Annotated in this window: 22 protein-coding genes; 10 read left to right on the forward strand and 12 right to left on the reverse strand. The window is 68.2% G+C overall.

Going from position 1 to position 20,408, the window contains the following annotated elements; genetic code table 11:
• Window positions 1–34: 34 nt before the first annotated feature.
• From AB0F43_RS25460 to AB0F43_RS25480, 5 genes are all read right to left on the reverse strand, one after another.
• The gene (locus AB0F43_RS25460) at window positions 35–292 is read right to left on the reverse strand and encodes a DUF6412 domain-containing protein (RefSeq protein ID WP_360481606.1); all 258 of its coding nucleotides are present in this window, start codon (window positions 290–292) and stop codon (window positions 35–37) included.
• Between the two features lie 4 nt (window positions 293–296).
• Window positions 297–1,631, reverse strand: a complete 1,335-nt coding sequence (locus tag AB0F43_RS25465; protein ID WP_360481609.1) for an RNA polymerase sigma factor — start codon at window positions 1,629–1,631, stop codon at window positions 297–299.
• 255 nt (window positions 1,632–1,886) lie between these two features.
• Window positions 1,887–2,507 carry an HhH-GPD-type base excision DNA repair protein gene (locus AB0F43_RS25470; protein WP_360481612.1) on the reverse strand — a complete coding sequence of 207 codons (621 nt, stop codon included), beginning with the start codon at window positions 2,505–2,507 and terminating at the stop codon, window positions 1,887–1,889.
• Between the two features lies 1 nt (window position 2,508).
• Window positions 2,509–2,922 carry a universal stress protein gene (locus AB0F43_RS25475; protein WP_360481614.1) on the reverse strand — a complete coding sequence of 138 codons (414 nt, stop codon included), beginning with the start codon at window positions 2,920–2,922 and terminating at the stop codon, window positions 2,509–2,511.
• A 405-nt stretch (window positions 2,923–3,327) separates the two neighbouring features.
• Window positions 3,328–4,806, reverse strand: coding sequence for a glutamate--cysteine ligase (locus AB0F43_RS25480; protein WP_360481617.1), 1,479 nt, complete (start codon window positions 4,804–4,806; stop codon window positions 3,328–3,330).
• Between the two features lie 96 nt (window positions 4,807–4,902).
• Here AB0F43_RS25480 and AB0F43_RS25485 point away from each other — a divergent pair, with 96 nt between their 5' ends.
• Window positions 4,903–6,258 carry a DNA polymerase IV gene (locus AB0F43_RS25485; RefSeq protein ID WP_360481620.1) on the forward strand — a complete coding sequence of 452 codons (1,356 nt, stop codon included), beginning with the start codon at window positions 4,903–4,905 and terminating at the stop codon, window positions 6,256–6,258.
• The gene (locus tag AB0F43_RS25490; protein ID WP_360481623.1) at window positions 6,251–7,198 is read left to right on the forward strand and encodes a tetratricopeptide repeat protein; all 948 of its coding nucleotides are present in this window, start codon (window positions 6,251–6,253) and stop codon (window positions 7,196–7,198) included. The genes AB0F43_RS25485 and AB0F43_RS25490 overlap by 8 nt, the downstream gene beginning before the upstream one ends.
• Here AB0F43_RS25490 and ddaH read toward each other — a convergent pair.
• A complete protein-coding gene (gene ddaH, locus AB0F43_RS25495; protein ID WP_360481626.1) occupies window positions 7,167–7,928 on the reverse strand; it encodes a dimethylargininase in 762 nt (253 codons plus the stop codon). The two genes, AB0F43_RS25490 and ddaH, sit on opposite strands and share 32 nt — an antisense overlap.
• A gap of 69 nt (window positions 7,929–7,997) precedes the next feature.
• Here ddaH and AB0F43_RS25500 point away from each other — a divergent pair, with 69 nt between their 5' ends.
• Both AB0F43_RS25500 and AB0F43_RS25505 read left to right on the forward strand, forming a co-directional pair.
• Window positions 7,998–8,516 (forward strand): hemerythrin domain-containing protein, encoded by a 519-nt coding sequence (locus tag AB0F43_RS25500; RefSeq protein WP_360481628.1) that lies wholly within the window; start codon window positions 7,998–8,000, stop codon window positions 8,514–8,516.
• A gap of 26 nt (window positions 8,517–8,542) precedes the next feature.
• Window positions 8,543–9,775: an MFS transporter gene (locus AB0F43_RS25505; RefSeq protein ID WP_360481631.1), complete on the forward strand. Its 1,233-nt coding sequence runs from the start codon at window positions 8,543–8,545 to the stop codon at window positions 9,773–9,775.
• On the opposite strand, the gene AB0F43_RS25510 is transcribed toward AB0F43_RS25505, so the two are convergent.
• The 4 genes from AB0F43_RS25510 to AB0F43_RS25525 all read right to left on the reverse strand — a co-directional run bounded on the left by AB0F43_RS25510 (window position 9,759) and on the right by AB0F43_RS25525 (window position 13,002).
• A complete protein-coding gene (locus tag AB0F43_RS25510) occupies window positions 9,759–10,490 on the reverse strand; it encodes an MBL fold metallo-hydrolase (RefSeq protein WP_360481634.1) in 732 nt (243 codons plus the stop codon). The genes AB0F43_RS25505 and AB0F43_RS25510 overlap by 17 nt on opposite strands.
• Window positions 10,487–10,879, reverse strand: coding sequence for a YccF domain-containing protein (locus AB0F43_RS25515; protein WP_360481636.1), 393 nt, complete (start codon window positions 10,877–10,879; stop codon window positions 10,487–10,489). The genes AB0F43_RS25510 and AB0F43_RS25515 overlap by 4 nt, the downstream gene beginning before the upstream one ends.
• A gap of 69 nt (window positions 10,880–10,948) precedes the next feature.
• Window positions 10,949–12,085, reverse strand: coding sequence for a saccharopine dehydrogenase NADP-binding domain-containing protein (locus tag AB0F43_RS25520; RefSeq protein ID WP_360481639.1), 1,137 nt, complete (start codon window positions 12,083–12,085; stop codon window positions 10,949–10,951).
• Window positions 12,082–13,002, reverse strand: coding sequence for an SDR family oxidoreductase (locus AB0F43_RS25525; protein ID WP_360481642.1), 921 nt, complete (start codon window positions 13,000–13,002; stop codon window positions 12,082–12,084). The genes AB0F43_RS25520 and AB0F43_RS25525 overlap by 4 nt, the downstream gene beginning before the upstream one ends.
• 83 nt (window positions 13,003–13,085) lie before the next feature.
• On the opposite strand from AB0F43_RS25525, the gene AB0F43_RS25530 reads away from it, so the two are divergent.
• Entirely contained in the window at window positions 13,086–13,673 is a 588-nt protein-coding gene (locus AB0F43_RS25530) for a TetR/AcrR family transcriptional regulator (protein ID WP_360481645.1), read from the forward strand.
• A 22-nt stretch (window positions 13,674–13,695) separates the two neighbouring features.
• Here AB0F43_RS25530 and AB0F43_RS25535 read toward each other — a convergent pair whose 3' ends face one another.
• Window positions 13,696–14,136: a MarR family transcriptional regulator gene (locus AB0F43_RS25535; RefSeq protein WP_360481648.1), complete on the reverse strand. Its 441-nt coding sequence runs from the start codon at window positions 14,134–14,136 to the stop codon at window positions 13,696–13,698.
• Between the two features lie 126 nt (window positions 14,137–14,262).
• Between AB0F43_RS25535 and AB0F43_RS25540 the strand changes: the two genes are divergently transcribed.
• The 5 genes from AB0F43_RS25540 to AB0F43_RS25560 all read left to right on the forward strand — a co-directional run bounded on the left by AB0F43_RS25540 (window position 14,263) and on the right by AB0F43_RS25560 (window position 19,343).
• The gene (locus AB0F43_RS25540; RefSeq protein WP_360481651.1) at window positions 14,263–14,730 is read left to right on the forward strand and encodes a hypothetical protein; all 468 of its coding nucleotides are present in this window, start codon (window positions 14,263–14,265) and stop codon (window positions 14,728–14,730) included.
• A 2-nt stretch (window positions 14,731–14,732) separates the two neighbouring features.
• Entirely contained in the window at window positions 14,733–14,984 is a 252-nt protein-coding gene (locus AB0F43_RS25545) for a DUF3817 domain-containing protein (RefSeq protein ID WP_360481654.1), read from the forward strand.
• A 9-nt stretch (window positions 14,985–14,993) separates the two neighbouring features.
• Window positions 14,994–15,797 carry an exodeoxyribonuclease III gene (locus AB0F43_RS25550; protein WP_360481657.1) on the forward strand — a complete coding sequence of 268 codons (804 nt, stop codon included), beginning with the start codon at window positions 14,994–14,996 and terminating at the stop codon, window positions 15,795–15,797.
• 57 nt (window positions 15,798–15,854) lie between these two features.
• A complete protein-coding gene (locus AB0F43_RS25555) occupies window positions 15,855–17,942 on the forward strand; it encodes a S9 family peptidase (protein ID WP_360481660.1) in 2,088 nt (695 codons plus the stop codon).
• Between the two features lie 441 nt (window positions 17,943–18,383).
• Window positions 18,384–19,343 carry a sigma-70 family RNA polymerase sigma factor gene (locus AB0F43_RS25560; protein WP_360481663.1) on the forward strand — a complete coding sequence of 320 codons (960 nt, stop codon included), beginning with the start codon at window positions 18,384–18,386 and terminating at the stop codon, window positions 19,341–19,343.
• 77 nt (window positions 19,344–19,420) lie between these two features.
• Here AB0F43_RS25560 and AB0F43_RS25565 read toward each other — a convergent pair whose 3' ends face one another.
• Window positions 19,421–20,320 (reverse strand): endonuclease/exonuclease/phosphatase family protein, encoded by a 900-nt coding sequence (locus AB0F43_RS25565; RefSeq protein WP_360481665.1) that lies wholly within the window; start codon window positions 20,318–20,320, stop codon window positions 19,421–19,423.
• Window positions 20,321–20,408: the final 88 nt, after the last annotated feature.

The following is a 20,408-nucleotide window of genomic DNA, read 5'->3' on the forward strand; positions in this document are numbered from 1 at the left end:
CGAGGTGAGCAGGGACAGGTAGCGGAAGAGCGCGCTACCGTCCGGGTGCTCGGGGGCGTGGACGTCCCGCGGCGTCAGGGTCGCGGAGGCGGAGGAAGGCGGCCCGCTCCGCCCGGTGGCGGACCGATGAGGTCGCCCGGGCCAGCAGCGGGGTGGACGCCGGAGCGGACTGACGGGCGACCAGGACAAGCGTGAACAGCAAGGCCGCCGCCGTGAACACGGCGGCGGCCAGTGAAGCCGTATCCAGGACAGGGATCACCAGCGCAACGAGGCCGGCGACCATCTGTCCCATGCGATCAGTCCAGGTAGTCCCGCAGTACCTGCGAGCGGGACGGGTGGCGGAGTTTCGACATCGTCTTGGACTCGATCTGGCGGATCCGTTCCCGGGTCACGCCGTACACCTTGCCGATCTCGTCGAGTGTCTTCGGCTGGCCGTCGGTCAGGCCGAAGCGCATCGAGACGACACCCGCCTCGCGCTCGGACAGCGTGTCCAGCACCGCGTGCAGCTGCTCCTGCAGCAGCGTGAACGAGACCGCCTCGGCCGGCACGATCGCCTCGGAGTCCTCGATCAGGTCGCCGAACTCGGAGTCGCCGTCCTCACCGAGCGGGGTGTGCAGCGAGATCGGCTCGCGGCCGTACTTCTGCACCTCGATGACCTTCTCCGGGGTCATGTCGAGCTCCTTGGCGAGCTCTTCCGGAGTGGGTTCGCGACCGAGGTCCTGCAGCATCTGCCGCTGCACCCGGGCCAGCTTGTTGATCACCTCGACCATGTGCACCGGGATCCGGATGGTCCGGGCCTGGTCGGCCATCGCGCGGGTGATCGCCTGCCGGATCCACCAGGTGGCGTACGTCGAGAACTTGTAGCCCTTGGTGTAGTCGAACTTCTCCACCGCGCGGATCAGACCCAGGTTGCCCTCCTGGATCAGATCCAGGAACAGCATGCCGCGACCGGTGTAGCGCTTGGCCAACGACACCACCAGGCGCAGGTTGGCCTCCAGCAGGTGGTTCTTCGCCCGGCGCCCGTCCTCGGAGATCCAGTCGTACTCGTCGCGGACCTTGTCCTTGAGCTTGGCGCTCTCGTCGCTGAGCTGCTCCTCGGCGAACAGGCCGGCCTCGATCCGCTTGGCGAGCTCGACCTCCTGCTCGGCGTTCAGCAGCGGGACCTTGCCGATCTGCTTCAGGTAGTCCTTCACCGGGTCCGCGGTGGCACCGGCGACCATCACCTGCTGCTCGGGCTCGTCGGTCTCGTCGGCCTCGGAGACCACGAAGCCCTCGTCCTCGGTGAGCTCCTTCTCCAGCGTCTGGACCGCCTCGGGCTTGAAGTCGGCCTCGTCGACCTCCTCCAGCGACCGCGGCTTGCCGGTCTTGGGGTCGATCGACAGCCCGGCCTCAGTGACTTTTCCAGGGACGGCCTTCTTCGCCGGCGACGACTTCTTCGCGGCGGCGGCCTTCTTCGCGGGGATACCGTCCTCCTTGGTGCCGGCGGGCTTGGCCGCGGCCTTCTTCACTGCCGCCTTCTTGGCAGCAGGGTCGGTCACTCGGGCGCTGGTCCTCGGAGCCGTGCTGCGGGCGGTGGCGGCCACTGCCCGGGCTGACTCGGCGGGAAGATTCTCGGACGAGCTGGACGACACGAATTACCTCTCGTCTGACGCAGGGTTTGTAATACGGCGGTACGACGTTGATGGTGCTGGTGATGCAGGTTCTGGGTACGGCTGTCCGCGGCCTGCTCGCTGGTCAGGCGGCGGCAACACTACATTGTAATCCGCGGACCAAGCCCAAGCGCGCCACGACCCCCCGAACACGTGCTCAGGCCCCTGCCGGACGGGCGTTCCCGCACCGGTAGGGGCCTGAGCACTTCAACGTTCACCTAAACGCGTTCGGCGTCCTCAGCCGTTGCGGGTCCGCCGCAGCGGCCGGGCGACCACCCGCTGCTGGACCATTTGCTGCTCCTGCTTGAACTGCCTCACCTTCACCAACGACGCCACGTCGATCACGTCCGCGACCGACTTGTACGCGCCGTCCTCGCCGTACGGCTCGGAGGCCTCGCGCCAGCCGCGCGGGCGGACCTTGAGCTGCTTGCCGAGCAGGGCGACGAAGATCTTCGCCTTCTGCGCGCCGAAGCCCGGCAGGGCCGACAACCTGGCCAGCAGGTCGTCCCCTGACTTGACATCGGACCAGAGCGCCGAAGCGTTACCGCCGTACTCCTCGTCGAGGTGTTTGGCCAGGGTCTGGATCCGGGCCGCCATCGCGGTCGGGAACCGGTGCACGGCCGGTGGGCCGGCCACGACTTCGACGAACGCGTCCGGGTCGTAGTGCGCGACCGTGGACGGATCGAACGGGCCGTTCATCCGCTTCGCGATCGAGACCGGACCGGCGAACGCCCGCTCCATCGGAATCTGCTGATCGAGCAGCATACCCACCAGCAGGGCGAACGGATCTCTGCTCAGCATCTCGTCGGCGTCGGGCTGCTGTGCGAGGCACAGCTTCTTGCTGCGTGTCGAAGTCACCTCAGTCCTCCCCTTCCTCGGCCTTCACGGCCAGCACCGGACACGGAGCGTCGAGCAGCACCCGCTGGGCGTTGCTGCCGAGGATGAGCTTGCCGACCGGGGACCGGCGCCGAAGGCCGATCACGATGAACTCCGCGTGCACCTGCTCGGCGACGGCCACCAGGTCCTCCGCCGGATCGAGTCCACGCACCAGCTGCCGCACCTCGTAGGGCACGCCGGTCGAGTCGAGCTGCTCCCGTACCTCCGTCAATGCGGCGTCACTCGCCGCGGCCTCGTCGCTGTCGAAGCCACGTCCGCCCCGGTGTGAGTTCACCACCACGAGCTTGGCGTCACGAAGCGTCGCCTCCTCCGCCGCCCGCCGAAGGGCTGCACGGCCCTCGGCCTTCGGCACGTAACCCACGACGATGGTCGTCATCGCCCTGCCTCACCTCCGGGTGTCGTGTCGACCCGTTCCGAACGATACTGCTCCCGACCGTGGTCGGCATCCGCTGCATTTGGACCTGTTGTGTCGCGACGGTGACGGACGGCTGATCGTCGTACGGGTAGTACTCCACCACTGCCATGGCCACCGTGGTGGCAGCCACGCCAGTGCCCGAGTACTACCCGCGACGGGACTCTCTAACCTTCCGGTGGCCACACCTTTGCAGGGCTGTCACCCAACGCGCCACCCCTGTAGTCCGGGTCGTTATCGAACTCGTCATCCAAGTTGCCTTGGGCAAGCGCGCAGCAGTTCCGTCCGGCTGACCGGAGTTCCGCCTGGAGACCGACGGTGCGTGACCTTCGGCTGTCCTTCGTTGTCGGGCTGACTAACCGGTTCAGTTCAGTCGATCGGCCACTCGTGTACGGGCGTGTTCTCGTGCATGTGACCGCAGTACCGGCGCAGCATGCCGCGCAAGGCGTCGCGTCGACCGTGGGATCCCTTTGTATACAGTCGATGAAACTCATCGGCCTGCCACGCGGCGCCGTTGCGGTTGGTCAGACACCGTTGCTCGATGATGCCGAGCAGGCGATCACGCACCGCGGTGTCGACACCCCAGGCGTCCAGGCCGCGAGACGCCAAGGGCAGCAGGCGTCTCAGCACGAGTTCGGTCGCGCGGGCGGTACCGACACCCGGCCAGAAGACCTCCGCGTCGATGCCGTGCCGGGCGGCTTCGTGGAAGTTCTCCTCGGCCGCGCTGAACGACATCTGCGACCAGATCGGCCGTTCGTCGTCGGCGAGGGCGCGGACCAGGCCGAAGTAGAAGGCGCCGTTGGCGATCGTGTCGACGACCGTCGGGCCGGCCGGCAGCACGCGATTCTCCACCCGAAGATGCGGCTTCTCCCGGACAACGTCGTACACGGGACGGTTCCAGCGATAGATCGTCCCGTTGTGCAGCCGCAACTCCGAAAGGGCCGGTGTGTCGCCGCGATCGAGAACGGCGATCGGATCCTCGTCCGAGGTGACCGGCAGCAGGGCCGGGTAGTAGCGCGAGTTCTCCTCGAACAGGTCGAAGATCGAGGTGATCCATCGCTCGCCGAACCAGACCCGCGGCCGGACGCCCTGCGTCTTCAGTTCGTGCGTGCGGGTGTCGGCGGCCTGCTCGAACAACGCGATCCGGGTCTCCCGCATCAGCTCCTTGCCGAACAGGAACGGCGAGTTCGCCCCGACCGCGAGTTGCACACCGGAGATCGCCTGGGCCGCGTTCCAGTACCGCGGGAAGGCCTCCGGCGTGACCTGCAGGTGGAACTGCGTCGACGTGCACGCCGCTTCCGGGACGATGCTGTCCGCCGTCACCGCCAGCCGCTCGATACCGTCGATCGCGATCTGCACGTCCTCACCGCGGGCGGCGAAGATCTGGTCGTTCAGCAACGCGTAGCGAGGGTTCGTGCTGAGCGCCTCGCGGTGGATGTGGTCGGTCATCAGCGTCGGAAGGATCCCGACGATCACCATCGACGAGCCGGTCCGGGCCGCTTTCTCCTCGGCCGCGTTCAGGCTGTCGCGGATGTTCGACTCCATCGTGTCCAGGCCGATGCCGTCGATCTGGCCGGGCGGCACGTTGATCTCGATGTTGAACTGCCCGAGCTCGGTCTGGAACGCGTCGTCCTCGATCGCGCTCAGCACCTCGGAGTTCTTGAACGCCGGGTCGCAGTGCTCGTCGACCAGGTTCAGCTCGATCTCGATCCCCGTCATCGGTCGTTCGGGGGCGAACCGGGCCTCGCGCAACATCCGTGCGAACGCGTCCAGGTTGCGATGGACCTGGTTGCGGAACGCGGTCCGGTCCGCCCGGGTGAACTCAACCCGGTCGACTTCCTCACCCATCTGCGCCTCCCAGTCGGAGCGTGCGGGGTACGACGTACGCCTCAGTCTGCCTGACCGGTACCCGGTTTTGTCGGCGCAACCGGCGACACTGGTGGCGTGCGAGGGGATCCGTCGGTGCTGCATGTCGATCTGGACGCGTTTTTCGCGGCCGTCGAGCAGCGGGACAAACCGTCGCTGCGCGGGAAACCGGTCGTGGTGGGCGGCATCGGCGTGCGCGGCGTCGTGTCGACAGCGTCGTACGAGGCACGCAAGTACGGCGTGCGGTCGGCCATGTCGACCGCGGAAGCACGATCCCGCTGCCCGCACGCGGCGTACCTCGGGACCCGGTTCGAGGTGTACCGGCGGACGAGTCAGGCGGTGATGGCCCAGATGCGGGCGCTGTCTCCGCTGGTCGAGCCGCTGTCACTGGACGAGGCGTTCGTGGACCTGTCCGCGGCCGGGCTGACCGGGCTCACGGTCGAGGACGTGCACGCGATCGCGCTCGACCTGAAGGACGCGATCCGCAAGGCCAGTGGTGGTCTCACCGCCTCGGTCGGCGCCGGTACGTCGAAGCTGATCGCGAAGATCGCCAGTGACCTCGACAAGCCGGACGGCGTGGTCGTCGTGCCGCCGGGGACGGAGGCGGAGTTCCTCGCGCCGATGCAGGTGACGGTGATCCCGGGTGTCGGTCCGGCGACCGCGCAGCGGTTGAGCATGGCCGGCGTACGGACGGTCGCCGATCTGCAGCAGCTCGACGAGGCTGAGCTGATCAGGCAGGTCGGGTCCGCGCACGGCTCGAGCCTGCACCGGCTGGCGATCGCGGCCGACGACCGTCCGGTGGTGAGCGATCGCGAGACCAAGTCGGTCAGTGTCGAGGACACCTTCGAGACCGATATCGTCGACCGCTCGCTGCTCGCCGCGATCGCCGACCGGATGGCTCACCGGGTCGCGGAGCGCCTGCAGAAGGCACAGCTGTCCGGCCGGACCGTGACGGTGAAGACCCGTATGCACGACTTCACCACTCATACCCGGTCGTCCACGTTGGCGGGGCCGACCGACGACCCACGAGTCGTCGCCCGGGTCGCGCGCCGGCTGCTCGAGGAGAGTGATATCTCCGGCGGTATCCGGTTGCTCGGTGTAGGCGTCTCGTCACTGGCCGACTGGATCCAGGACGACCTCTTCACCGAGAGCGAGTACGCCGAGAAGCCGCCCGAGGTGATCGAGTTGCCCGAGCGTACCCGCGACCTCACCGGCTTCTACCCCGGCCAGGACGTCAGCCATCCGGACTACGGCCACGGCTGGGTGTGGGGGTCAGGTCGCGGCCGGGTGACCGTCCGCTTCGAGACCGCGGACACGCCGCCCGGGCCGGTGCGGACCTTCGCCGTCGACGATCCCGCGCTGGCAAAAGTGGTCATCGGCGCAGCGGAAGACGACAACGAACCCCTCGATGACCACAATGGGCCGAATGAGTGAGGAACGGCGCGGGGTCTACCCGTTCTGCGCGCCCTGTACCGCGTCGTCGATCGCCTGGCGCGCACCCGACGCGGCCGGCCCGGCCGGGACCGGGAGCCGCCTCTACGGCCACCGCGACGTGTGTGAGAACTGTGGCTCGTCGGTCCGGACGCTGTACGCCACCTTCCTGTGGATCCCGGTGTCGAAGATCGGCCGGTTCCGGATCATCCCGACCGGAGGGCGAAGCTACATCGGCCGCAAGGTGGTCGACCAGCCGGCGCAGACCGTCGTACGTCGTGCGCCGGTGACCGACCACGCTGAGCTCGACGGCGATCCGGCGTACCAAATGGCCGAGGCGTACTGGAACGATCACGAGCCAGGTCGGGCGTTGCCCTGCTACCAGGCGGCACTGGCCGATCGGGAGAAGGCGCTACCGGCCGACGACCCGGCCACGTTGCGCGTCCGGCTGCGGGTGGCGCAGGGTCTGCTCGCGACCGGGAACTACGGCCGGGCGATCGCGTGGTTCGAGTTGGTGACACCTCAACTGGTGGAGGTGTTCGGGCCGGATCACGAGCTGACCCGCGCGGCGACCGAGGCGGTCACCGGCGCCAGGTTGATGGTCGGCGGTGTCCGCTCCGAGGCGAAGCTGCTCGCGAACATCGTCGCCGTGGACGAGCAGGAGCTCGATCGGCACGACCCGCAACTGCTGCGGGATCGCGCGGCCCTCGGCCGTGCGCTCCTGGACGGCGGTGAGATCGCGCCGGCCATCGAGACGTTGGCCCGGACCGTCGGCGATGCGGAGATCGCACTCGGCGCCACTCACCCGGACACGACTGTCTACCGCACGGCGCTGGTGGAGGCGTGCGGTGTCGCCGAGTCCCGTGGGAAGAAGCGGGATGTCCAGGCGGCGGAGACCGCGCGCCGGCTGCTCAACGACGCAGTCGCACCGACAAGCAGGTGACACAGCCTTCGAGCTTCTCGAACTCGCTGATGTCGACGACCACCGGCGCATAACCGAGCTGCTCGAACAACTCGGCGGACTTCGGTGCGGACGCCGCCATCAGCAGCCGGTCCTCACCCAGCAGTACGACGTGCGACCCGGACTCCTCGGGGACGGCTTTGAAGGCGTCGAACGCCTGCGGGTCGTCGACCAGCGGCTCGTACCCGATGACTGTGCCATCTGGGAGTGCGGTCACAGCGGACTTCAGATGCAGCACCTTGCGCACGGGCACAGCCCGCACGGTCGCCCCGAGCGGCTCGAACGCCTCGGCCAGTTGGCGGATGCCTTCCTCGTTGGTCCGGCCGCCGAGCCCGGCGTACACGGTCGAGCCGATCTTGAGGATGTCGCCGCCGTCGAGCGTCCCGGGTTCGGTGAGGTGGATGACGCGGTACCCCTGCGCGGCCACGGACCGCTCGGCCGCCTCAGCTTCGGGTCGGCGCTCCTGCGCGCCCGAGCGGGCGATCACCGCGAGGTCGCCGTACACGACCATCGTGTCCTCGATGAAGACGCCGTCCGGGCACTCGTCGATCGGCGGTACCTCGACCGTCGTCCAGCCGGTGGTCTCGAGGGCGTCGACGTACCGCTGCCACTGACGTACGGCGAGGTCGGCATCGACCCGGGTGCGTTCGATATGGGTGACGAGACCGTCGGCGAGGCGCGGGCTGGGACGTCGTACCAGAGCAGTCGGCATGCGTGCAGGTTAACCGGTACCGGCCTGGGTACAGGCGGCGAAGACGTTCGAGACGATGGAGGGTGACGAATGCCGAAGATCCTGCCGGCGACGGGTGGGGACGTCGTGGAGATCATCCTGGCGGACCACCGGTGGTTCGAGGAGGCGCTGCGTGAGCTGCGGGACGTGCGCAGCGACCGGTCCGCCGTACTGGCTGATCTGGCCACGGTCCTGATCGCGCACGCGGAGGCCGAGGAGTCGAAGGTCTACCCGTCACTGCGGAAGCGGCACGCGATCGACGCCGAAGAGGTCGAGCACTCCGAGCACGAGCACGACGAGGGGAACGAGGCCCTGCTCGAGCTGATGGAGGTCGAGGACACCGGCAGCGAAGAGTTCAGCGAGAAGGTGCACGAACTCTCCGAGGCGCTCTCGCACCACCTGGACGAGGAAGAGCGCGACGTGCTCAACCCGGCCCGGACGGACGTGTCCGAGGAGGTCCGCCGCCAGCTGGGTGACGCCTTCGCCGAGGAACGCGCCCGGCTGATCGACTCCGGCTGCGGTGACATCGCCAACGTCCGCAAGATCGTCGAGGCCGCCAAGCAGCACTGAGTCCGGCCCCGCATAGGGTTCGGGGCGTGACTGGGCTGAGGGAGCATCGCGGATACGTCCGGTTCTGGATCGCCGACGCGGTCTCCATGGTCGGCTCGTCCGTCACAGGGCTCGCCCTGCAGGTCGTTGCCGTCGTCACCTTGCAGGCGTCCGGCACCGAGGTCGGGATCCTCAACGCGGCCCGCTGGCTTCCGTATCTGCTGCTCGGCCTGGTCGCCGGCGTGATCGTCGATCGGTACCGACGGCAACCGTTGCTGGTCGGAGCCGACCTCGCCCGGGCGGTCGTGCTCGGCATCATCCCGCTCGCGGCCATGCTGGACGTTCTCAGCCTGCCGCTGCTGGTCGCGATCGTCCTCGTCTTCGGCACCCTGTCCCTCGCGTACGACGCCGCACACCAGTCGTTCCCCCCGTCACTGGTACCCGCCGAGCTGCTCACCCCGGCGTACGCGCGCCTGGAGCAGGCAAGTGCGGTCGCGCAGACCGGCGGGCCGGTGTTCGCCGGTGCATTGATCAAGCTGCTCGGCGCACCGGCGGCGATCCTCGTCGACGCCACGTCGTACCTGGTCTCCGGCATCGTGCTCGCGACGGTCCGGCCGCGCACGCCGGAGGTTGCCGAAGGCACCGATCAGCCGCGTAACCTGCGCCGGGAGATCCGCGAAGGGCTGAGCTGGGTCTACCGCAGCAGCACGCTCGGGCCGATCACCTTGACCTCGCACGTGTGGTTCGTGTTCCAGGGTCTGCTCACCACGGTCTTCGTCCTGTTCGTGCTCAACACGCTGGGGTTGAGCGCTTTCTGGCTCGGCGTGACGTACGCGTTCAGCGGTATCGGCGCGGTGATCGGCGCGACCGCGTCCGGTTGGGTCGGCCGGCGCCTCGGCGTGGGTCCGGCGATCATCGCCTGCCGCTGGCTCAGCCCGGTCGCCTACCTGACCGTCCCACTCGCCGGTGACAACTCGGTCGGCATCGTCCTGCTCTGCGCCGGCCAGTTCGTCCTGGGCCTCTCACTCGGCATCGACAGTCCGATCGAGATGGGTTACCGCCAGTCGATCACGCCGTCAGGTCTCCTCGGCCGCATGAACGCCACGACGCGTTCCTTCAACCGCGCCGCTATCGTCATCGGTGCACCCGGAGGCGGCCTTCTGGCCGACCAGTTCGGCACCCGTACGGCGCTCTGGATCGGCGTCGGCGGAATGGTCGTGCAGGCTGTGCTCCTCCATCGCTCGTCCTTCCGGCACGCGCGTCTCACAACGAAATCGTGAGGCCCTCCTCGGCCGCGAGCACCTCGCCGTTGAACTCCTGTCGCGCCTCGGCGACGGACACTTGCCGATCCGAGCCAGGCCAGAAGTGGGTCAACAGTAGCCGGCTCGCACCTTGCGCTCCACGAGCTGCTTCGGTTGCGGTCATCACAGAGCGCGGGGTTGTCTGCGGTGACGGCCCCTGCAGGGTCGCGTCGGAGATGAACAGATCGGTGCCCTGGGCAAGTTTTGCGAGCTCCGGCGATGGTCCACTGTCGCCGGTGTAGGCGACGCTTGTGCCGGGTGCGGTCAGCCGGACGCCGAGGTTGGTGACGTAGTGCGGCAGTAGCACGGTCTCCACGGTGAACGGCCCGATCCGCGTGGTCGTGGCGAGGTCGTGGACGTCGAAGACCGTGGCCGGATCCGGGTTCGGCTCGAGGGCTCGCAGTACGTCGAGAACACCCGGCGGACAGTACAGCGGTATCGGCGGGGCCTCGCGTGCTTCGTAGTACCGGACCCGGGCGAGTGCGCTGACGTCGACACAGTGGTCGGGGTGTTGATGCGTGACGACGACCGCATCGACGTCGCCGGTCGGGTGATGGCTCAAAAGCTGCGGCAGAGCGGCGTACCCGAGATCGAGGACGACCCGGAAGCCGTCGTACTCGAGCAGGAAGCCGGCGCAGGCGCGGCCTGGTTCGGGCCAGGCGCCGCACGAGCCGAGGACGGTGAGCGACCTCACCGGAACGCGAACGGCTGGTCGGTCGGGACGATGTGCTTACCCAGTGGCAGCAGCGAGATCGGGATCAGCTTCAAGTTCGCCAGCCCGAGCGGGATGCCGATGATCGTGATGCAGAGCGCGATTCCGGTGACCAGATGGCCGAGCGCCAGCCACCAGCCGGCGAAGATCACCCAGATGATGTTCCCGAGTACGGCGCCGGCACCGGCCGACGGCTTGTCCACCATCGTCCGGCCGAACGGCCAGAGCGTGAACCCGGCGATCCGGAACGCTGCGATGCCGAACGGGATCGTCACGATCAGCACACAGCAGACGATGCCGGCGATCGCATACCCGACCGCCAGCCAGAACCCGGCCAGCACCAGCCAGATCAGGTTGAGAAGCGTCCTCATACCCCCCACCCTGCCACTCCACGGGGGCCTGACGCCTTGCCGGACCGACAACTCCGGGATGAATCCGGGCTAGTACTGATCGGTGCTGAGGGTCGCGAACGTCATGCCGGCGTTCGTCAGCCGGTTGCGGAGGGCCGGGCCCATGGCGGCGGCTGTGGTGGTTTGGCCGGCTGTTTCGGGGAGGTCGTCGAGAGCGAGGCAGAGGGCGCTTTCGCCGAGCATCTTCGCGGTCTCGTCGTACCCGGGATCGCCGCCGGCGACCTCGGTGATCACCTGCTTGCCACCACCGCGACCGACGAAGCGGACATTGAACCAGGACTCCGCGCGACGTTCGGGACTCGGGCCTTCGCCGGACTTCAGTCGGTTGAGCAACGCTTTGCGAGCCGGTGGGAGCTGCGCGGCGACCGTCAGCAGAGCCATTCCACCTATGCCGCCGGCAACCATCGGCAGCCGCCGGACCACGGCGTAGTGCGAGTAGCGGAAGTCCGGGCCGTAGCGGTCGAGCAGGCGGGCGGAGTAGCCGACGATCTGCGGATCGATGGTCGGCAGCGGCACGGCCCAGAAGCCCTGCTGGCGATGGAGCCTACCCCGGACCGCCTTGGCCGATCGGCCCTCGGGACGCAACTCGGCACGGCGTCTGGCTCGGTGCGCCTCGAGGTGCTGCTTGGGACGTGAGAGCCCTGTGATGACGGTCTGGAAGGTTCCGCCGGACGGGCGGCCGCCGGCACGGACCAAACCGTCGACCTGGATCGGGACGCGCTCGGGCAACTGCTCGACGGTGAACTGGACGCCGAGGTCGTACGGGATCGAGTCGAAACCGCAGGCGTGGATGAGACGTGCACCGGTCTGGACGGCGCGCTCGTGGTAGCGAACGTACATCCGGTCGACGAACTCGGACTCGCCGGTCAGGTCCAGGTAGTCGGTGCCCGCGTCCGCGCAGGCTGCAACCACTTGCTCGCCGTACTGGATGTAAGGACCGACTGTGGTGATGACGATCCGGGTCGACTCGGCCAGGTTCTTCAGCGACTTCGGGTCGGTGACGTCGGCGTACAGCACGTCCTTTCCGAAGCCTTCCAGTTTGGCTTTGTTGCGGCCGGCAACTGCCCAGGTGAGGTCTGCCGGGGCGTTCTTCGCCAGGTACTCCGCGGTCAGGGCTCCGGTGAAGCCGCTCGCGCCGAGGAGTACGACGTCGTACTGGCGGCTCATCGTCCGGCGGCTTTCTCCGCTGCGGCGGCCTTCTCCGCTGCGGCGGCCTTTGCGGCGTCGGCCCGACCGCCGAGCCCGGAGGCTCGGGTGGACTCAGCGGCGCCGCGGGCCTGGATGTCGGCGAGCGCGGCCCGGTCCGCCTTCGGCACGCTGAACCGCGAGCCGGCCTCGACCACGTGCGGGATCAGCCAGCGGAACACCTTCAGCGCACCGATCCAGCCGGGCACGTGCACGACCCGCGACCGCTTCTGGATCCCCTGGGTGAACTTCTCCACCGCGAATTCCAGCGGATACACCCTGCCCGCCAGCGGGATACCCGTCCGCACCTTGCCGAACACCGGGTGCTCGTCCACTCCCCGCACCATGTCGGTGTCCACGAACGTCATGTGCGCCACGCCGACCCGTACGCCGAGATGCTTGAGCTCGGCCCGCAGCGTGTCACCCATCGCCTCCACCCCGGCCTTGGCCGTGTTGTACGACGCGAGTCCGGGGATGTGCACGATCGCCGCCAGAGAGGACACAAGCAGCAGGTACCCCTTGCTCTCCAGCAGATGCGGCAGGGTGAGGTGCGCTGTGCGCCAGACGCCGTACAGGTTGACGTCGAGCACCCGCTCCCAGACCTTCGGGTCCATGCTCCGGCTGAAGCCGGGCGCCGCGATGCCCGCATTGGCCATCACCACGTCGATCCGGCCATACCGCTCGACCACTCCCTCGACGGCCTCCCGCAACGACTCGGTGTCGGTGACGTCGGCCTCCCACCAGCCGGCCTCCGGACCGCAGTCCTCGGCGACCTTCTTCAGCTCGTCCGGCTCCAGCCCGATCAGCGCCAGCGTCGCCCCCTGCTGCGCGAGCCTGCGAGCCACCGCGGCCCCGATTCCACGGGACGCTCCGGTGATGAGGACGACCTGGCCTGGCATCGGGCGCATTGAAGACCTCCAGCTTGTTGAGTGGATGATCAACAGTAGGTGACTGTTGAGTGTCCACTCAATAGACTGGCCGTATGACCCAGCCCTCGTCTGCGCGGCTGCGGCCCGACCAGCGGCGGGCGCAGATCCTCGAGGCCGCCCGCCGGGTCCTGCTCGCCGATCCGCACCGCGAGCTCACGGTCGAACTGGTCGCCGCCGAGGCCGGCGTCTCCCCCGCCCTGCTGTTCCACTACTTCGGCTCGAAGAAGAAGTTCCAGTGCGCCGTCATCGAGCAAGCCGCCGCGGAAGTCATGCTGCGGACCGCGCCGGACCCGTCGCTGCCACCCGAGGAGCAACTCCGGTCCGGCATCCGTGCCTTCGTCCGGGCCGTCCTCGAAGCACCCCAGCTCTACCGGGCGACCCTGCTGATGTCAGCTGCCGGCGATCCCGACGTACGCGCGCTGCACTCGGAGATCCGGCAAGTCTTCAGCACCTGGGTGATCGGCGCGGTCGCCCAACGCGGCATCGAGATCACGGAGACTGTCGAGCTCGCGTGTCACGGCTGGCAGGGGTACGTCGAACAAACCCTGCTGACCTGGATCGACAACCCGACCATCTCCGCCGACGGACTCGAGGACCTCTGCGAACGCTCCCTCGACGCCATCCTCAGCACGACCCGCTGACGCCTTCAGCACACGACCAGCCTCAGTACGACTCAGTGAAAGCAGTCAGGGCGCGGAGGGTCGCCTTGGCCATTCGGTCTGCCTCGCCGGCGCCGATGGCATCGCGGAGGCGTTCATCGACGTCGTTCAGTACGGCGCGGCAGCGGTTGAGGAGCTCGTGACCTGACTCGGTCACCTGCAGGTCGGCGGTGCGACCACGGCCGGGGGCAGTCAGGCGCTCGACCGCGCCCAGCTCCTGCAGTTGGAGCAGGGTGGACTGCATGCTCTGGGTGGTGATGCCGTCGCGGCGGGCCAGCTCGCTGTAGGAGAGGCCGGGCTGGTGCGCCAGGTGGCCGAGCGCCGAGAAGTGGCGCATGGACAGGCCCTGCCGGCGCAGCTCGGCATCTGCCTGGTCGCGGAGCTGGCGGCCGAGCATCATCAGCAGGAGCGCGGGGCTGATCGGCGGCTGACCGGGGTCTTCCATCGGGACATCATGGCAGCCGGGCGAGTTTCAGCTCGGCTGATACTTGGGTTACAGTCTGACTGAAACTCGCTCCCCGACCGCGGCGGTGGGGCGGGGAGGGAATTCACTCAGCGAGATCGGATCCGGATGAACAAGTTCCTGCTCAGCGTGCATGTGCTCGCCGCCATCATCTTCATCGGCCCGGTGACGGTCGCGGCCAGTATGTTTCCGCCGCTGGCCCGGCGGGCGCTCCAGGCCGACCAGCCGGAGACCGGCGTACTGAAGATGCTGCACCGGATCAGCCGGGGATACGCGATCGGAGGACTGACGGTGCCGGTCTTCGGGATCGCCGTCGGCGCCGGGCTCGGCGTGCTCACGGACTACTGGCTGATTGTGTCGATGGTGCTGACGGCTGCTGCGGCCGCCGTACTGGCGTTCGCCGTCCTGCCTGCTCAGGGGCGGGTGCTGGCCGCAGTGGACGGGTCGCGCGAGATGCGGGACGGCGTACTCCCCCGGGCGAAGAAGTTGTCGATGACGACCGGGATCTTCGCGTTGTTGTGGGCTGTCGTCGTGGTGCTGATGGTCGTTCGTCCCGGCTCGACGACGGGGGTCTGACGATGCTCAAGGTGCTGAAGGTCGCCGCCGCTGTCGAGGCGGTCAGTGTGTGTCTGCTCTTTCTCAATCTGTTCACGGTGCACTGGCCGGCGGTGTCGTCCGCACTGGGTCCGACACACGGCACGGCGTACCTGGTGACGATCGTGACGGCGCTGTCCACGGCGGGTGCTTCCACGCGGGCCAAGGTGCTGTCGTTCGTGCCGGCGGTCGGCGGGTACCTTGCGCTGCGCAATCTGTCGGTGGAGGCACGTTAGGGTTTGGGCGTGCTGACGGTCGCCACGGTGAATGTGAACGGGATCAGGGCTGCGTACCGGCGGGGTATGGCGCCGTGGCTGGAGTCCACTGATCCCGATCTGCTGCTGATGCAGGAAGTTCGCGCCACCGACGACGTACTGCGGGACCACCTTGGCGGCGACTGGAACGTCGCCCATGCCGAGCCGACGATCGACGGTCACAAGGGCCGGGCCGGGGTCGCGATCGCGAGCCGGCGGCCGATCAAGGACGAGCGGATCGACATCGGGCCGGACCGCTTCGCCGGGTGCGGACGGTGGATCGAGGCGGACGTCGTCCTCGACGACTCCTCGGCTCTGACGGCGGTGAGCACGTATGTGTTCACCGGTGAGTTCGAGACGCCACCGCGGCAGGAGGAGAAGTACGCGTTCCTGGACGCGATCACCGCGCGGCTGGCGGAGCTGCGGGCCGATGGGCGGCACGTGCTGATGTGCGGTGACCTGAACATCGCCCATCGCGAGGTCGACCTGAAGGCCTGGAAGGCGAACCGCAAGAAGAGTGGTTTCCTTCCCGAGGAGCGGGCCTGGATGGACCGCCTGTTCGAGTCCGGCTGGGTTGATCTGGGGCGTCGGTTCGGCGGCGAAGGGCCGGGGCCGTACTCGTGGTGGTCGTGGCGCGGGAAGGCGTTCGACAACGACGCGGGCTGGCGCATCGACTACCAGATCGCGTCACCCGAGCTCGCCGCCGCGGCCACCGGCTGCGCCATCCACCGGGCCGCGACGTACGCCGAGCGCTGGAGCGACCACGCTCCGGTGGTGGCGACGTACTCGCTCTGACTTTCGCCTGTGGATAGAGGGCGACCGGTTGTCGGCGGTTCCAGGTAGTCTCGCGGCATGTCCGAGATCGATACCTCTGTGAAGCCGCCGGTCGCCGCCCGGAAGCCGGTCGAGCGCCGTCATCACGGCGACGTGTTCGTCGACGAGTACGAGTGGCTGCGGGACAAGTCCGACGACGAGGTGCTGGCGTACCTGCGCGCCGAGAACGCCTACACCGAGGCCCGGACGGCACATCTGGAATCGTTGCGTGAGGCAATTTTCAAGGAGATCTCGGACCGGACCCTGCAGACCGATCTGAGCGTGCCGGCCCGGCGCGGCGGGTACTGGTACTACTCGCGCACGATCGAGGGCAAGCAGTACGGGATCCACTGCCGGGTCAAGGTGGACGGCGACGAGCCGCCGGCGACCGACGGCGAGATCCCCGGCGAAGAGGTGATGCTCGACGGCAACGTCGAGGCCGGCGACTCCGAGTTCTTCGCGCTCGGCACCGCCGACGTCTCCCCCGACGGCCGGCTGCTGGCCTACTCCGTCGACCTCAAGGGCGACGAGCGGTTCACCTTGCGGATCAAGGATCTCGCGACCGGTGAGCTGCTGCCGGACGAGTTGCCCGAGGTGCACTACGGTTCGGCCTGGTCCGCCGACGGGTCGACGATCTTCTACACCAAGGTCGACGACGCCTGGCGGCCGTACCAGGTCTGGCGGCACACCCTTGGCACGACCGGCGACGACGTCCTGGTGATGGAGGAGCCGGACGAGCGGTTCTGGGTCGGGGTCGACCTGACCCGCAACGAGCAGGCCATCATGATCGCGCTCGGCAGCAAGCTGACCAGCGAGGTCTGGCTGCTCGACGCCAACGACCCCGCCAGTCGGCCGGTCGTGGTCGCGCCACGTCGCGAGGGCGTGGAGTACGACGTCGAGCATGCGGGCGACCAGTTGCTGATCACCCACAACGCGGACGCGGCGAACTTCTCCCTCGCGGCCGCCCCACTCGACTCCCCCGGCTCGTGGACGACGCTGATCCAGGGCGACGAGACCAGCCGGCTGCTCGGCGTCGACGCCTTCGCCGACCACGTCATCCTGTACCGCCGCCGCGACGCGCTCACCGAGCTGGCGATCATGCGCCGCAGGCCGGACGGCTTCGGCGCACCGGAGGCGCTCGAGTTCGACGAGCCGATCTACACCGTCTCGCCTGGGCGAAACGACGAGTGGCACGACACGCGCTACCGGTTCGGCTACACGTCGCTCGTGACCCCTGGTTCGACGTTCGACGTGGACGTCGCGACCGGCGAGCGTCGCCTGCTCAAGCAGCAGCCTGTCCTGGGTGGGGTGGACCTCGGGGCCTACACGCAGTACCGGGAGTGGGCAACGGCGGCCGACGGGACGTCGGTGCCGATCTCGCTGGTCGCGCGCAAGGACGTGGCGAAGGACGGGAACGCGCCGGTCGTGCTGTACGGGTACGGCTCGTACGAAAGCTCGATGGATCCCTGGTTCTCGATCCCGCGGCTGTCGTTGCTGGACCGTGGTGTGGTGTTCGCCATCGCCCATGTGCGCGGCGGAGGCGAGCTCGGGCGGCACTGGTACGACAACGGGAAGATGCTGACCAAGCGGAACACGTTCACCGACTTCATCGCGGCCGCCGAGCATCTGGTCAAGGCCGGCTGGACGCGGCCCGAGCGGATCGTCGCCCAGGGCGGCAGCGCGGGCGGCCTGCTGATGGGCGCGGTGGCGAACCTGGCGCCCGAAGCCTTCGGCGGGATCGTCGCCGAGGTGCCGTTCGTGGACGCGCTGACGACGATCCTGGACCCGTCGTTGCCGCTGACCGTGATCGAGTGGGAGGAATGGGGCAATCCACTCGAGGACGCCGCGGTGTACGAGTACATGAAGTCCTACTCGCCGTATGAGAACGTCACCGCGCAGCAATATCCGCGGATCCTGGCCATCACCAGCCTGAACGACACCCGGGTGTTCTTCGTCGAGCCGGCCAAGTGGGTCGCCAAACTCCGCGCCACCGCCACCGGAAACGTCGACGTCCTGCTCAAAACCGAAATGGAAGCCGGTCACGGCGGGCGCTCCGGCCGGTACGACGCCTGGCGGGAACTGGCCTTCACCCTCGCCTGGGAACTGGACACGCTCGGCCTCGCCTGACCGCACCATGACTCCGCGGCGGCACAGCGACCACCGGAGACCAGACAACCCCGCCGAGTGACCGTTTCACCCGGGAACAGCCCGGGTACCTGCGGCGTTGCTGTTCGATGGAGGGACCAATAGTGTGTGATGCAACACATCCGGCGGCCGGAAGCCACGGGATTCTATCGAGATTCTCAGCTTCGGCCGCCGGTGTGCCGCTGGACTCAGGCACCGGAAGTCCGGTGAAACCCCGCGGAAGTTGCGTGATCACGCCGAAATGCGCGCACGTTCGGGCCGCGACGTCCGGCAAGCGGCCGCGAACGGACCGGCAACCCCCGGTTTCCGCGCCTGACCGGTGCCGGGAACTCTCAGGGAACGTTCAGGCTGTTTACACACTCGTCGTGGAATCTTGAACCTCACTCGAGCGTTGCTCTCCATGTAACGACGAAGGGAGTTTCGGTGGCTCGCACGACTCGTGTCCGCACCGCGGACGACGGTATCGACGGCAAGGACAGCGTCGGTCTCTACCTCGAAGAGATCGCGCGCACGCCCCTGCTGACTGCTGAGGAAGAGGTCGAGCTCGCTGAGATGGTCGAGGCAGGTCTGCTCGCGGAGCAACTGCTGGCCGAGGGGCGGGTTGGACGGAAGAAGGGCGGAGCGCCCAAATATGCGACGGAGGAAGAGCTGGAGTGGCTGGCCGAAGAGGGCCAGCGCGCGCAGCAGCGGTTCGTGACCGCGAACCTCCGGCTGGTGGTGTCGATCGCCCGCCGCTACGGACGGTCGCAGATGCCGCTGCTGGACCTGGTCCAGGAGGGCAACACCGGCCTGATCCGAGCGGTGGAGAAGTTCGACTACCGCAAGGGTTTCAAGTTCTCGACGTACGCGACCTGGTGGGTGCGGCAGGCCATCACCCGCGGTATCGCGCAGCAGGCCCGGGTGGTCCGGCTGCCGGTGCACGTGGTGGAGCAGCTGAACCAGATCGGGTCGGCCCGGCGCACGCTGGAGCGCAAGCTCGGCCGGGAGCCGGAGATCGACGAGATCGCGGCGGAGCTGGACCTGGACGAGGAACGGGTCACCGAGCTGATCCGGATCGGCCGGGACCACATCAGCCTGGACAACCCGATCGACGACGAGGGTGAGACCTCGCTGGGCGACCTGATCGCGGCCGAGACCGCGCCGGGTCCGGACCAGCTGGTCGCCGACGCCTCGGATCGCTCGGGCCTGTTCAGCCTGGTCGACCAGCTCGACCCGCGGTCCGCGGACGTGATCCGGCGCCGGTACGGCCTGCACGACGGCCGCCAGGCGAAGCTCGCCGACATCGGCGCCGTGCACGGCATCTCCGCCGAGCGCGTCCGCCAGATCGAGCGCGAGGCCCTCGGCCGGCTGCGCCTGCTCGCCGACCCGACGCTGGCCGCGTAAAGACCGACCCCGAAACCCCCAGCAAGGACCCCCGCGCCGCCCTCCCGGCCGGGGGTCCTTTCATGGGCGCTCGCAGATCAGGACAGGTGGATCCAGGACTCCACCGGAAGGTGGTCACTGGGGAACTGGCCGTCCTTGCTGAAGGTGTTGATCGACGCCTTGGAGACGCGCAGGCCCGGGGTGGTGAGGATCCAGTCGATCCGGGCACCGTTCGGCGTCAGCGGCTTGTAGCCGTGGAAGGTGGCGTAGAGGGCGCTGCGGCGCTCGGCGGTGACCCAGCTGTCGGCGAGCTTGCCACTGGTGACGAGCTTGTCGTAGACGGTCACCCCGGCGGCTGCGGCCTCGTTGAAGTCACCGGTCATGATCACCGGCAGCGCCGGGTCGAGCGCGGCCAGCCGTTGCAGGATCAAGTCCGCCGACTTCGACCGCGTCGTCGCGTCGAACGCCTCCAGGTGGGTGTTGATCGCGTAGAACTCCTTCGACGTCGCCTTGTCCTTGAACCGGACCCAGGTAACCATCCGCGGGCAGCAGCCACCCCACGTCTTCGACCCGATCACCTCAGGGGTGTCGGACAGCCAGTAGTGGTCGTACGCGAGTGGCTGCAGCCGGCGCTTGTCGAAGAAGATCATCATGAACTCCCCCTTGCTGCCGCCCTCGCGCCCCAGCCCGATCGAGTCGTACGACGGCCCGAGGTCGGCGGAGATGTCCTGCAGCTGGGAGTAGAGCCCCTCCTGCGTACCGATCAGCTGCGGCCGAGCGAGACGCAACTGCTCCCGCATGACCGGCCGCCGGGCGCTCCACTCGTTGGGCGGGGTGTCACTGGCGTACCGCAGGTTGTACGACATCACGTGCAGCGGCTGCGCCGGACCATCCGCGGCCGCAGCGGTCTGGCCGGGGGCGGTGACGCCACCGGTGAGGGTCAGGCCGGCGACAGCCGCCGCGACGAGCGCGGCGAATCCACGACGGGTACTGAACATGGTTGGAAACCTCCATGGGCGGGGAGTTCGGAGGTTGGACGTTAACCAAGGTCGGTGTCCAGTTGCCAGCCGTAGCGCGTCGAGTACG

Origin of the sequence: Kribbella sp. NPDC023972 (genome assembly GCF_040639075.1) — a bacterium.
Classification (GTDB): domain Bacteria; phylum Actinomycetota; class Actinomycetes; order Propionibacteriales; family Kribbellaceae; genus Kribbella.

Excerpts from the sequence above, each read along its gene's own strand:
- AB0F43_RS25520 (WP_360481639.1), bottom strand. The coding sequence starts at position 12,085 with ATGAGCCGCCAGTACGACGTCGTACTCCTCGGCGCGAGCGGCTTCACC.
- AB0F43_RS25515 (WP_360481636.1), bottom strand. The coding sequence starts at position 10,879 with ATGAGGACGCTTCTCAACCTGATCTGGCTGGTGCTGGCCGGGTTCTGG.
- AB0F43_RS25540 (WP_360481651.1), top strand. The coding sequence starts at position 14,263 with ATGAACAAGTTCCTGCTCAGCGTGCATGTGCTCGCCGCCATCATCTTC.
- AB0F43_RS25545 (WP_360481654.1), top strand. The coding sequence starts at position 14,733 with ATGCTCAAGGTGCTGAAGGTCGCCGCCGCTGTCGAGGCGGTCAGTGTG.
- AB0F43_RS25490 (WP_360481623.1), top strand. The coding sequence starts at position 6,251 with ATGAGTGAGGAACGGCGCGGGGTCTACCCGTTCTGCGCGCCCTGTACC.
- AB0F43_RS25475 (WP_360481614.1), bottom strand. The coding sequence starts at position 2,922 with ATGACGACCATCGTCGTGGGTTACGTGCCGAAGGCCGAGGGCCGTGCA.
- AB0F43_RS25565 (WP_360481665.1), bottom strand. The coding sequence starts at position 20,320 with ATGTTCAGTACCCGTCGTGGATTCGCCGCGCTCGTCGCGGCGGCTGTC.
- AB0F43_RS25530 (WP_360481645.1), top strand. The coding sequence starts at position 13,086 with ATGACCCAGCCCTCGTCTGCGCGGCTGCGGCCCGACCAGCGGCGGGCG.
- AB0F43_RS25500 (WP_360481628.1), top strand. The coding sequence starts at position 7,998 with ATGCCGAAGATCCTGCCGGCGACGGGTGGGGACGTCGTGGAGATCATC.
- AB0F43_RS25535 (WP_360481648.1), bottom strand. The coding sequence starts at position 14,136 with ATGGAAGACCCCGGTCAGCCGCCGATCAGCCCCGCGCTCCTGCTGATG.
- AB0F43_RS25525 (WP_360481642.1), bottom strand. The coding sequence starts at position 13,002 with ATGCCAGGCCAGGTCGTCCTCATCACCGGAGCGTCCCGTGGAATCGGG.
- ddaH (WP_360481626.1), bottom strand. The coding sequence starts at position 7,928 with ATGCCGACTGCTCTGGTACGACGTCCCAGCCCGCGCCTCGCCGACGGT.
- AB0F43_RS25555 (WP_360481660.1), top strand. The coding sequence starts at position 15,855 with ATGTCCGAGATCGATACCTCTGTGAAGCCGCCGGTCGCCGCCCGGAAG.
- AB0F43_RS25480 (WP_360481617.1), bottom strand. The coding sequence starts at position 4,806 with ATGGGTGAGGAAGTCGACCGGGTTGAGTTCACCCGGGCGGACCGGACC.
- AB0F43_RS25460 (WP_360481606.1), bottom strand. The coding sequence starts at position 292 with ATGGGACAGATGGTCGCCGGCCTCGTTGCGCTGGTGATCCCTGTCCTG.